Source organism: Amycolatopsis sp. NPDC043885, from assembly GCF_056435685.1.
This window is the reverse complement of the sequence record NZ_JBWKEA010000004.1, coordinates 38,801-51,171: the sequence shown is the minus strand read 5'-3', so window position 1 is coordinate 51,171 and position 12,371 is coordinate 38,801. Positions and strand designations below refer to the sequence as shown.

The following is a 12,371-nucleotide window of genomic DNA, read 5'->3' as shown; positions in this document are numbered from 1 at the left end:
GACGGCGGCTCAGAGCTCCTTGTCCAGCGCGTCGAACAGCTCGCGCAACTCGGCCCGCCCGGTCACCTCGAGCTGCCGGTAGATCGCGGTGAGCCGCAGCTCGACGGCGCGTTTGCTCACGCCCAGTTCTTCAGCCAGTTCGGCGTTGGAGGCGTTCGCGAGCACGCGGCGGACGAGGTCGGTCGCACCGGGCGAGAGCGCCCGCCAGCGCCGGGACGCCGTGCGGTAGGACCGCCGCGGCCGGTCGGACAGCCGTTTCCCGAGGTCCGCGATCCGGGACGTGGCCCACGCGAGCTGATACGCGGTGGCCAGCCGTTCGGCTTCGCGCAGCAACCGCGGCACGCCGCTGGTCTGGCCGCGGTTGAGCTGGGCGGCCGCGAGCAGCAGGACCGCCTCGACGTAGAGCACCCTGGCCGGCGACTGCTGGAGCGCGTTGACCGCCTGTGTCAGCCGGAACACCGCGTCCTCGGCGCGGACCGCGACACCCGCCCCCAGATGGGTCCGCCCGATCGCGGTGCGCGTGCCCCAGTTCTGCGCCAGCCGCCATTCCTCGCTGATCATCGCGGCCGCGGTGTGCTCGTCGCCGAGTGCCTGCGCCGCGATGGCGACATGCGAACGCCACGGCACCAGGCCCGGGTTCAGCCAGCCCGCCGCGTTCATCCGCCTGCCGCATTCCTGGAACAGGCCCAGCGCCCGGCGGTGGCGTTTCAGGTCCAGTTCCAGGAGCCCGCGCATGAAAAGCAGGTAGGGCGCGGAGTACAGCGGCCCGCCGTCGCCCGCGGCGTCGACGGCGCGCTGGGCGGCCTCGAGATCCCCGCGGGTGAGGGCCGCCGCGATCTGGATCGTGCTCAGCGACGTGGCGACCGTCGACGGCCAGCCCTCCGGTGGGCCGGAGGCGGCGGCTTCGGCGAGCGCGTCCTCGGCGGCCTGCACGCGACCGCGCTGCAGATGGATCCAGGCCTTGCCGGTGAGCCCGAGGGCCACCGGCACGCCCGCCCCGGCCGCGCTCGCGTCCGCGATCATCTCCTCGTACACCGAAAGCGCTTCCAGGACGTCGTCGGTCTGGGTGAAGGTGATGGCCAGCGCCAGCCGCGGCGAGTAGAGGGTGATGGGTTCGCGGGACGGATCCGCCGCGCGCCGGGCCAGCCGCCGGGCGGCTTTGCCGTCGCGGCAGGCGATCGTGGCCAGCCAGGACGCGGCGGCCGCCTGCGCGGAGGTCAGTGCCGCCGGGTCGAGATCCGGCAGTGCGGGGATGCCGAGATGGACGGCGCCCGCGCCGCTCCCGTCGGCCAGCCAGTACAACGCCGCCAGATCCGCGCGGTCCCGGTCGTCGACCGCGGCCTCGCTCAGGAGGGCCAGCTCGCGCAAGGCGTCTTCCCTGGCGCCTCGCTGCATCATCAGGTCCACAGCGGACAGTCGCGTTCGGACGGTGTCGTCACCGGAAACCCTGGTCGCCCTCGCCAGCCGCAGCCCTCCGGTGAACGGGCACGACGACGCCTCGACGGTCTCGAGTTCCAGCCGCAGCCGCGCCGACATCCCCGGCGGCGCCGGTTCGGCCAGCGCTCTCCGGTAGTAGCGCGCCGCTTCGGCGTGATCCCCGGCTTCGCGGCGGCGCAACGCCGCGGCGTGCAGCGTCTCCAAGGCCCAGGCCTCGCCGACCGGTTGCGAGCCGAGCAGCAGCCCGGCGACGACCTCCTCCGGGGCGGCCCGGCGATGCCCGAGTTCGGCGGCCCGGCGGCGCGTCCCCGCCCGCTCGTCCGCTCCGGTCTCGGCGAGCACCCAGGTGGCCACCTGCGGGTTCATCGGCTCGGCGGGATCGGTCCCGATCAGGCCGGAGTCCGCCAGCACCCGCAGCGCCCGGCCCAGCGGCATCCCGAGCGGCCCGGCGAGCGGCCGCAGGTACGCCTCGTCGAGGGTGCCGATCGCGGCGATCGTCCGGACCAGCGCGGCGAGATCGGACGGCAGCCGGGCGAGCAGGTCGAGCACGGTGTCGCGGCGCACGTCCGCGGTGACGGCGGTGATCTCCGGACCGGCGGACGACCGGGCGAGCACCTCCGCGAGCAGGGCGGGATTCCCCCGCGTGGCCGCGTAGACCTCGGCCACCGGCGGCCGCGGCGCGGGGACCGCGTGCACCAGCCGCCGGACCGCCGCCTCGCTCAAGGGCCGTAACCGGACGACATGCCGGTTCTCCCAGGGAAGACCGCCGAGCGACAAGGGATCCGCTTCGTCGGCGTCCTGCGGGCCGGAGTGCGCGGCGATGAGCAGCACGGGGGCGTTGCCCCGGCGTCGCTGCAAGGCCGCCAGCCAGGCTTCGGACTGCTCGTCGGCCAGGATGAGGTCGTCGACGACCAGCAGGACCGGGCAGCGCCGGGCCGACTCCAGCAGCCGCTGGCAGAGCAGTTCGTGCAGGACCTGCACGTCGGTGCCGTCCGAGAGCGCGGCTTGCAGCCACGGGACGTCCGCGAGCTCCGGGATCGGTGCCAGCAACTGGGAAAGAAGCCCGTACGGCAGCTGCGCCTCGGTGGCCGAGCCGCACGCGGTGAACACCTGCAGTCCCCGCTCGGCGGCCAGGGACGCGACCTGGTCCAGCAGCGCCGTGCGCCCGCTGCCCGCCGGGCCGAGCACGGCCGCGGAGCCGCCGTGGCCGTGTTCGAGATCCCCGATCAGGCGAGTGAGCAGACGCAGTTCGGTCTCGCGTTCGACGAGTTCGTCCGCACCGTCGGCCTCGAGCCGCCGGACGGCGCTCACCGGGCACCTTCGAGGACGGCCGGACGCTCTTCGGTCTCCTCCAGCACCACGGCCAGTTCGGTCCGCCCGCTGATCCGCAGCTTCCGGTACACGCTCGTCAGATGTGTCTCGATGGTCCGGACGGTGACGAAGAGCCGTTCCGCGATGACCCGGTTGCTGATCCCGCGTCCGGCGAGCCGGGCGATATGCCGTTCCGCGGGACTCAGCGAGGCGAACGGGGACATCTCGCCCGGGATCCCCGCGTCGGCGGCGGTCCGCTGGGCGCGGCGGAGCAGGAACCGGTCCCCTGTCCGCAGGCTCAGCTCGGCGCAGCGCCGCAACCGGGTGCGCGCGGCGACGGTGTCCCCCGCTTCGACGAGCGCGCGGCCGAGGTGGTACTCCGCCAGCGCCTCCTCCAGCCGGGCGGGTGAACCGGCCAGGATGCCCGCCGCCTCTTCGATCAACGCGATCCGGTCGGGGCCGCGGGTGGCGACCGCGGTCGCGAGCCGGGCCATCCCGACCGCCCTCGGGGTGCCCCACCGCAGTGCCGGTCCGGTTCCTTCGGCCGCGAGGTCAGCGGCGGCCTCGAAACGTCCCTCGTCGGCCAGCATGCAGGCGGCCTCGAACCACCACGGCGCCAGCAGCGGGTTGGCGATGCCGACGTCCGCGAGGCTCTCCCCGCAACGGTTGAAGAGGTTCAGCGCGGCCTCGCGGTCTCCCGCCGCCCAATGCACCCGCGCGTCGACGAGCTGGAACCACGGGCGCATCACCGTGTGCTCCCACAATTGCGGGGAATCCGCTTCCCGCAACAACTTCATCGCCTTCGCGGTCTCGCCCTGCTGCGCCGCGACGGTCGCGTACGCGATCCGCGGGACGACACCGCCGGTCCGGCCTTCGGCGCGACGGCTGAGCGCGTAGGCCTGTCCGGCGTCGGCCGACGCGGTGGCGAGATCACCGCACCAGTGCCCGAGCAGGCCGCGGAAGGCGAGATATTCGCTGCGCTGGGCCGGCACGAGTTCGATGGCCCTGGTCAGTTCGTCCCTCGCGACGTCGATCTCGTCCGCGAGCAGCAGGGCCAGCACGGCGGAGCTGACGGCCGAATCGTCGGTGGTCGGGGTGTACCCGCGGATCGCGCGCATCGCCCATTCGGCGGCTTCACGCGGCCGGGTGCCGTCGAGTGCGGCGACGACGGCGCAGACGGCCAGATGCCTGGCGTCGACGACCGCGTTGTTCGACCGCGGCTGGATCCGGGTGTCGAGTTTCGCCAGGCTGTCGCGGTCTTCGATGCCCACCAGGCACAACAGTCCTTCGAGCTGCCCGCGCAGCTGCTGGTCCATCTCGCCGCCGAGCACGGTCAGCACCCGGTCCAGCACGGTGACGGCGGTCCCGCAGCGGCGGGCGACGAGCGCCGCGCGGCCCAGTTTCACCGCGGCCCTGGCCTGGTCCACCGGATCCTGTTGCAGTTCGAGCGCGCGGCGCAGGAGGTCGAATCCGCTGTCCGGTTCCAGCAGCGCGACCGTCTCGGCGAGTTGAACGGCCAGCCCGGCGTCGGAGGGCCGGGCGGCCGCGGCGGGCCGGAGATAGCGCAGCGCGTCCCAGGGCGCGCCCCGGTCGCAGGCGCAGGTCGCGGCGTCACGCAGCAGGTCGACCATCCAGGTGTCGAGCTCGGCGAGTTCGAGCAGGTGTTCCGCCACTTCCTCCGGTGATCCGGCCGCGTCGCTCAGCAGGATCGCCGCGGTCCGCCGCCACCGGCCCAGTTCGGCGGGTTCGAGAGCGTCCAGCAGCCCTTCCCGCACCGGATCGTGCCGGAAGGAAAGCCCTTCCGCGGCGAGGATGTGCCTGCCCCGGAGCAGCTCGACGGCGGTTCCGGCGGTGCGGGCAGGCACCTTGGCCAGACGGGCGACCAGTGACAGGTCCTGCCCGCCGAGCACCGCGATGGCGGTGGCGACCGCCTTGGCGTAGTCGGGGACGCCGGCGAACAGGGAGCGGATCAGCGCCGCCCCCGCCGCGGACCCGGCCACCGGGGCGATCCCGGACGCGACCTTGCCCAGTTCGTCGAGCATCTCCCGCAGCAGCAACGGATTCCCGCCGGACTGCTCGACGCAGTGCCGCACGAACGGCTCGCCCGGGTCCGACCCGACGGCCTCGCGCGCGAGCGAGGCGACCGCCTCGGCGGGCAGCGGGCCGAGGTCGAGCGCTTCGGTGCCGTACCAGGATTCGAGATCCGCCAGGCGTTCCGCCGCGCCGTCCGGCCCGTCGGCGGCCGACCGGACCAGGATCATCCGCACCGGCAGCCTGGTGGAATGCCGGGCGATCAGGCTCAGCCACCGCACGACCGCTTCGTCACACCAGTGCACGTCGTCGACGGCGAACACGATCGCGGGCAGTCCGGCCGCCCATTCGGCGAAAGCCTCGTACCAGGCGGCGAAGTCTTCCGGGTCCGGGACGCGGGCGCCCGCGCGGCGCAGCTCCGCGAGTAGTTCCCCCGCGACCGCGGCCCCGTCACCCGGAACACCGGTGCCCCGGCAGACGACGGTGTCCGTGAGAGCCGCCAGCGCGGTGTCCAGCAGGCTGGACTTCCCGATACCCGCTTGCCCCCGCACGACGATGACGGAGCCTTCACCGGGTGCACCGGGGCGCAGCCGAGCGGCGAGCCAACGGAGCTCGTCGTCACGTCCGGCCAGCGCGCGTCCGGGTCTGTTGGCGTCCCTCATCTCCCGCCTCCCTGTCGTCCCATCGGGGCCGTTGCCGTCACACAGAGCGAACAATCGCTTACGTGCTTCCATCTCATCGTGTGATCGTCTTACCGAATAGAGCGTGCAACCTCGATAAGGGTTATCCCTCACTACAGGGACGGCGGGCGCTCAAATGAGCACGACACTCATCAACGGCGGGATTTCGAGCGCGAAGCGGCGCGGGTCGGCGCGCGGACCCGGGTCGATCAAGACCGACAGAAGTCGCGACAGAAGGAAACATGGCATGAACCAGCGACACCATCGAAGTGACCGCCCGGCTGCCAGCTGACTCGCTCGACAGGCCGCCATCCGCTCAAACGAGCGAAATCACCGCGCGGGTCATTACGAATTCTGCCGAAATACATGCAAACGAAGTGGCCGTTCACTGGGACCGCACCGTGATCGCACGAGCACGTCACGCGATGGCCACCCGCGCGTCAGATCCCGGCGATCAGCTCGCGCGCCGGGACTCCGGCACCCGCGGCGGCCAGGCCGTCGAGTCCAGCAGGCCGGTGGCGAAGGCGCGTGAAACCAGTTCGACCCGGTTGCGCGCCTTGAACTTCCGCTGGAGGCGGGCGACGTGATAGTCGATGCCCTGCCGGCTCAGGTAGAACTTGTCGGCCATCTCCAGACTGGACAGGCCACTGGCGATCCCCTGGAGGATCTTCGCCTCGATGTCGGTGACCGAGCCGAGGTGTTCGGCGCGGGCGACGGCGGGCGCCGCCTCCGGGAGCATGGTCAGCAGGATCGCCGTACCCGGCGCCCGCATCCGGCCCGCCATGATGGTCAGCCTGTCGGAGCCGCCGGAACCGAGCCCGGTGACACTGCCGCGGAACCGCTGTTCCCAGCCTTCGGCGACCCGGTTCAGCCGGTCGCGTAAATGGTCCGGACCAGTGGTGACCAGCTCGGGGAACGATTCGCCGAGCACGTCGGCGGGACGGCGGCCGAGCAGGCGGAAGAACGCGGCGTTGCCGCTGCCGAGCCGCAAGCCGGCACTGAGCGCCGCGAGCGGCATGTCGGCGACTTCCACGAATTCGCTGATGGTTCCGGGTCGTACGGTGCGACCCGCGTCGAAAGCGCGCGTGCCGATCGGGGAAATCGTTCGGATGCCGGCCATGGAAAGCCCCCTTCTGCCTGAGCCAAATGTGTCCACCAAAGCCGTCCCTGCCCAAGACTCGGCAAACACTACGAAGCGGCGATCCGCGAGGTCAACGAATTCCGGAGCAGTTCGTGGCCACCGAACCCACCGTGCGGACGGGCCGCACCGAAGGTTCGGTATCGGGGCCTCGGCTGGAGAATCCTCAGCTCAGCGGCCGGTTCGGCGACCGAACCTCGCACCGAGAGGGAGGCGAAGCGAATTCCGCGTGAAGAAACTCTCGCGTTTTCGCTCCGTCACGATAGCACCGAATCCGCCGATCCTTAACATTGATTTAAGGTGGGCCCGGATCGCGATTCGCGAAGCGGGTGGCCCGATGATCGGTACACGGCCGGTGACCGCCTGTCGATCGACCGAATGGCCTTCAGCGAAGAAAACGATCGGCCGACCGGAACCTTCTATCCATTGTAGACACAGAGCCGCCACGGGCGTGGTGACACCCGGGGCGGCTCCGCTGGAGAATCAGACGGTTTCGCGCGTGGTCACCGCGTCCTTCTCTGCGGCCAGCGCGGTGCAGGTGCGCACCCAAAGTTCCCAGCCGCGCAGCGCCTGGTTGCAGTTCCAGCCGGTCCAGCGGCCCGCCTGCGCGCCCTCGTTGCCGGCGCGGTTGCAGGCGGTTTTGCTGCTCCAGCCCTCACTCACCTTGCGATACGGCGTGCAGGAAGCCGCCGCGACGTCGCCCGGCACCCCGGCCGCGCACGGTTCCGCGGTGCTCGCCATCGCCGATCCCGCGGTCAGCACCGACCCGGCGAGGGTGGCGGCGAGAACGGCACCACGGACCACGAAGCGTTTGTTCATCGAGTTTTCCTTACCGCGAGCAAGACCCCTGCCCACAGTGGCCGATCCGCCGACGAAGATCAACCGCCTTGTGCCGGGCGAGTCACCGTGGTCGTGAGTGGCGATTCGGGTTCTAAGCCGAATCGCCACTCACGACCACCCGGACCTGCGCAGCCTCCGCAGCCGGGCGAGGTCATTCACCGATGACCTGCTCCACCTTGCGCTGCAGCTTGTTCATCCCGCCGAGCCAGCGGTCGGTCTGCGTGGCCCGCGCGGCGTAGTAGTCCGCGACCTCGGGGTGCGGCAGCACCAGGAACCGGTCGGCGGCGACGGCTTCGAACAGCGCGTCCGCGACCTGCTCAGGCTGGATCGCCGACGCGCCCATCAGCAGCTCGCCCGCGGGGCCGGTGTTTTCCAGCATCGCCGTCCGCACGCCCTGCGGGCAAATGGCCTGCACGGTGAGCCCGCGGTGCCGATAGGTCGCCGACAGCCATTCGGCGAAGGCGAGCGCGCCGTGTTTGGTCACCGAGTAGGACGCCGAACCGAGACTGGTCAGCAATCCCGCCGCCGACACCGTCGAGATGAAGTGGCCGCGGCCGCGTTCGAGCCACGGCGGCAGGAGCAGCCGCGCCGCGCGCACGTGTGCCATGACGTTGACGTCCCAGATCCGCGCCCAGTCCTCCTCGGGCGCGTCCACGCCGCCCATCGGCGCGATCCCGGCGTTGGCGCAGAAGACGTCGATCTCGCCGAGGGTTTCGCGCGCCGCTTCGATCAGGGACGCGACACCCGCTTCGCTCGCGGCGTCACCGGCGACGGCGGTCCCGCCGATCTCCTTCGCGACCTCGGCCGCGGCCTCCCCGTTCAGGTCACCGACGACGACCCGGGCGCCCTCGGCGGCGAACCGGCGGGCGAGGACGGCCCCGATGCCGCCGCCCCCGCCGGTGACGACGACCCCGGAACCGGTGAACGACGCGGTCACAGGCCACCCGCCAGCGTGACGCCGCCGTCGAGGACCACCGTCTGCCCGGTGATCCAGCCCGCCTCTTCCGACAGCAGGAACGACACGGCGCTCGCGATGTCCGCCGGAACGCCGAGGCGCTTCATCGGGTACGACTCGGAGACCTCTTCTTCGCGGCCTTCGTACAGCGCGGTCGCGAACTTGGTCTTGACCACGGCCGGCGCGACGGCGTTCACGCGGATCTTCGGGCCCAGTTCGAAGCCGAGCTCCTTGGTGAGCCGGATCAGCGCGGCCTTGCTGACGCCGTACATGCCGATCCCTGGCGAAGCGCCGAGCCCGGCGATGGACGCGACGTTCACCACCGCGCCGCCGTGCTCCCCCATCCACGCGTCCCGCGCCCGGCGGGTCCACGAAAGCGGCGCGAGCACGTTGACGGCGAAGATCTTCGCGGCGGCCCCGGGGTCGATGTCCAGGGTCGGCCCGAACACCGGGTTGATACCGGTGTTGTTGACCAGCATGTCGAGCCTGCCGAAGGTTTCGATGGTCTTGGCGACGGCCTCGTCCTGGTGCGCCTCGTCGTCGGCCTTCCCCGGAACGGCGATGGAGACGGCCTCGCCACCCAGTTCGGCCACGGCCTCGGCCAGCGGCTCCGGCTTGCGCGCGGTGATGCACACCTTCGCGCCGCGCTCGACCAGTTCCTTGGCGATCCCGAGGCCGATACCCCGGCTGGCGCCGGTGACGATCGCGACGCGATCCTTGAACGAGTTCACTCTTCGATCTCCTCTGTGTTCACTGGCGACGCAATCACTAAGCGAGCGCTCACTTACAATGGGAAGGTCCGGAGACGGTGTCAAGCCCGCCATCCGGAACGAGCGTCTGGGAGGATCTGCGGATGACCATGTCGCTGTCGGCCGAGCTGTGGCCCGACGTCCAGCCGGAGACGGCACGGCGGCTGATGCTGGCGGGGGTCGAATCCTTCGCGCGCCGTGGCTATCACGCGACCACCACCCGGGACATCGCCTCGGCGGCGGGCATGAGCCCCGCGGCGCTGTACGTGCACTTCCCGTCCAAGGCCGCCCTGCTGTTCGCGATCTCGAAGTACGGCCACGAGCAGACGCTCTCACTGGTCGAGAGTGTCGTGGCACGGGAGACCGACCCGGTCGTGCGGATCCGGCTGCTGGTCGAGGACTTCGTGGCATGGCACGCGCGGAGGCACACCGTGGCCCGCGTCGTGCAGTACGAACTGCACGCGCTGCCCGACGAGGAGTTCGAGATCGTCGCGAAACTGCGCCGCCGCATCGAGCAGGTCGTGCGCGAGGTCATCACCGAAGGCGCCGCGGCGGGCGTGTTCACCGTCGGCGACCCGCACACCGCCGCCCGCGCCGTGCTCTCGCTCGGCGTCGACGTCTCCCGCTGGTACAGCGAGCGAACGCGCCAGACCCCGAAGAAGCTGGGCCAGGAGTACAGCGAGCTGGTGCTGCGCATGCTCGGCACGAAACTCTCCTGACCAGTACTGATCGACCTTTCCCGGCGATACCGCCACCAGAGTGACATACCAACTGGTCGGTATCTAGAATTACCCGTTGAGACGTTGACCACATACTAAGCGGTTGTTAACTTGCCCGGACTGCATCGCCGCAACAGCGCCGAGCGAAGGGCATCCAGATGGCCGACACCGCACCGAACGCCCCTGAAACCGCCGCCGAACCGACGATCACCGTGTCCCAGCGCAGGAGGGCCGCGACCGCGGCGGCACTCGCCTCCTCGGTCGAGTGGTACGACTACTTCGTCTTCGGGATCGCGGCCGCCCTGGTCTTCGGGAAGACCTTCTTCCCCACCAGCAACGCGGCGGCCGGCGTCCTCGCATCGTTCGCGACCTTCGCGGTCGGCTTCCTCGCCCGGCCGCTCGGCGGGATCATCGCGGGCAGCCTCGGCGACAAACGGGGCCGGAAACCCGTGCTGGTGCTGGCGATCGCGCTGATGGGCGCGGCGACCACGCTGATCGGCCTGCTGCCGACCTACGACACGATCGGCATCGCCGCACCGATCCTCCTGGTCCTGCTCCGGCTCGTACAGGGGGTCGCCGTCGGCGCCCAGTGGGGTGGCGCGATGCTGCTCGCCACCGAGTACGCGCCGCCCGGCAAACGCGGTCTCTACGGCAGCCTCGTGCAACTCGGCGTCCCGATCGGGGTGGTGCTGGCGAACACGGTGTTCCTGGTCGCCGCCCAGGTCGCGCCGCCGTCGGATTTCCTCGTCTGGGCGTGGCGGATCCCGTTCCTGGTGGGTGTCCTCGTGCTCGGGCTGGCCTGGTACATGCACGTCAAGATCGACGAAACCCCCGAATACCGTCGTGCGGAAGCGAAACTCGCCGCCGAGGAACGCGGCCGCGCCAAGTCGCCGCTGCGCGACATCCTGCGCGACCACAAGGGCACGGTGCTGCTGGCGGGCGGCTCGTTCATGGTCAACACCGCCACCTTCTACATCCTGCTGAACGGTGTCCTCGACTACGCCACCCGTCACCTGGGGATGTCGCGGACCACCGTGCTCGTCGCGACCCTGCTGATCAGCACGCTGCAGCTGGCGATCATCCCGCTGGCGGCGAAACTGTCCGACCGGATCGGCAGGCTCAAGATCTACACCTTCGGCGCGGTGGGGGTCGCGCTCTGGGCGATCCCGATGTTCCTGCTGATCGACACGGCCTCGCTTCCGCTGTTCGTCATCGCCTCGTTCGTCGGGTCGCTGTTCCTCGGCATCATGTACGGCCCGCAGGCGGCGCTGTTCGCCGAGCTGTTCACGGCCGAGATGCGCTACACCGGCGCCTCGCTCGGCTACCAGATCAGCGCGGTCGTCGGCGGCGGGCTGGCGCCGTTCATCATGGTGCTGCTGCTGGAATCCACCGGGACCTCGATGTCGGTCTCGCTCTACATCATCGTGCTGGCCCTGATCTCGCTCGGCTCGATCGGCCTGCTCGCCAAACGCGCACGGTCCACTTCGGACTCAGACGACCGCGCGCGCGAAGCGGTCGGCGACCAGCCGTAGCCGCTCCTTGACCTCGTCCGGCGCCTCCTCCACGACGAAGTCGACCTCCCAATGGGCTAGGTAGTAGGGCATCACGGAAAGGTCGTTGGAACCGACCCGGACCCGGCAGGTGTGCTCGTCGATGGCCTCGATCGTCCCGGCGGTCGGGGACACGTATTCGGCGAGCGCGTCCGCCGAGGCGCTCACCCGCAGCACCATCTGGTGCGGATACGGCGAAGACGTGATCCCGCGGGAGACGTACGCCGCGAGGTCCTCGGCGGGCGGTTCCCTCGGCGTGAACCGGAAACTCGTGTCCGGGACGCCGTCGATGCGGTCGACACGGAAGGTCCGCCAGTCGTCCCGGTCGAGGTCGAACGCGACCAGGTACCACCGGCGCCCGGTGTGCACCAGGCGCAACGGCTCGATGTAACGCTCGCTGACGTCACCGTTGTGGCTGCGGTAGCCGAACCGCAGCCGCTGATGGTCACGGCACGCGGACGCGATGACCGTCAGCGCCGCCGCGTCGATGACCGGGACGACGCCGCCGAGCGGGATCATCGCCGTGTTCAGCGCGGTGATCCGATGCCGCAGCCGCGCGGGGAGCACCTGCTCCAGTTTCGTGAGCGCGCGCACCGAGGTCTCCTCGATCCCCGAGACCGTCCCGTTCGCGGCCGTGCGGAGCCCGACGGCGACCGCGACGGCCTCGTCGTCGTCCAGCAGCAGCGGCGGCAACGCGGCCCCCGCGCCGAGCCGGTAGCCGCCCGCGACGCCGGGAGTGGCGTGCACCGGGTAGCCCAGTTCGCGCAGCCGCTCGACGTCGCGCCGGACCGTTCGGACGTCCACCTGCAGCCGGTCGGCCAGATCGGCGCCCGGCCAGTCGCGACGTGCCTGCAGCAGGGAGAGCAGCCTCAGCAGCCGTGCCGACGTGCCCGTGGTCATCGGTTCGCTCGCTTCATGGGAGGAGTGTCGCAGATATTCAGGACAGTTCCGGTCCGCATTG

9 protein-coding genes are annotated in these 12,371 nt (G+C 70.8%); 2 read left to right on the top strand and 7 right to left on the bottom strand.

The genetic code is table 11. The features are described 5' to 3' along the window. Positions 1-9 precede the first annotated feature (9 nt). The 6 genes from AC069I_RS15580 to AC069I_RS15555 all read right to left on the bottom strand — a co-directional run bounded on the left by AC069I_RS15580 (position 10) and on the right by AC069I_RS15555 (position 9,123). Positions 10-2,748, bottom strand: coding sequence for an AAA family ATPase (locus AC069I_RS15580; protein WP_478265684.1), 2,739 nt, complete (start codon positions 2,746-2,748; stop codon positions 10-12). Beyond that, positions 2,745-5,441, bottom strand: a complete 2,697-nt coding sequence (locus AC069I_RS15575; protein ID WP_478227598.1) for an AAA family ATPase — start codon at positions 5,439-5,441, stop codon at positions 2,745-2,747. The genes AC069I_RS15580 and AC069I_RS15575 overlap by 4 nt, the downstream gene beginning before the upstream one ends. Before the next feature lie 472 nt (positions 5,442-5,913). Then, entirely contained in the window at positions 5,914-6,579 is a 666-nt protein-coding gene (locus tag AC069I_RS15570) for a helix-turn-helix transcriptional regulator (RefSeq protein ID WP_340683040.1), read from the bottom strand. 501 nt (positions 6,580-7,080) lie between these two features. After that, positions 7,081-7,416, bottom strand: a complete 336-nt coding sequence (locus AC069I_RS15565) for a hypothetical protein (RefSeq protein ID WP_478265683.1) — start codon at positions 7,414-7,416, stop codon at positions 7,081-7,083. A gap of 172 nt (positions 7,417-7,588) precedes the next feature. Continuing rightward, positions 7,589-8,374, bottom strand: a complete 786-nt coding sequence (locus AC069I_RS15560) for an SDR family oxidoreductase (RefSeq protein ID WP_478232328.1) — start codon at positions 8,372-8,374, stop codon at positions 7,589-7,591. Continuing rightward, entirely contained in the window at positions 8,371-9,123 is a 753-nt protein-coding gene (locus AC069I_RS15555) for an SDR family oxidoreductase (RefSeq protein ID WP_478265682.1), read from the bottom strand. Before AC069I_RS15555 ends, AC069I_RS15560 begins: the two co-directional genes overlap by 4 nt. 122 nt (positions 9,124-9,245) lie before the next feature. Between AC069I_RS15555 and AC069I_RS15550 the strand changes: the two genes are divergently transcribed. Then, the gene (locus AC069I_RS15550) at positions 9,246-9,860 is read left to right on the top strand and encodes a TetR/AcrR family transcriptional regulator (protein ID WP_340683044.1); all 615 of its coding nucleotides are present in this window, start codon (positions 9,246-9,248) and stop codon (positions 9,858-9,860) included. Between the two features lie 158 nt (positions 9,861-10,018). Beyond that, entirely contained in the window at positions 10,019-11,392 is a 1,374-nt protein-coding gene (locus AC069I_RS15545) for an MFS transporter (protein ID WP_478227594.1), read from the top strand. Here AC069I_RS15545 and AC069I_RS15540 read toward each other — a convergent pair. Next, positions 11,351-12,310, bottom strand: a complete 960-nt coding sequence (locus AC069I_RS15540) for a helix-turn-helix transcriptional regulator (RefSeq protein WP_478265681.1) — start codon at positions 12,308-12,310, stop codon at positions 11,351-11,353. The two genes, AC069I_RS15545 and AC069I_RS15540, sit on opposite strands and share 42 nt — an antisense overlap. Positions 12,311-12,371 lie beyond the last annotated feature (61 nt).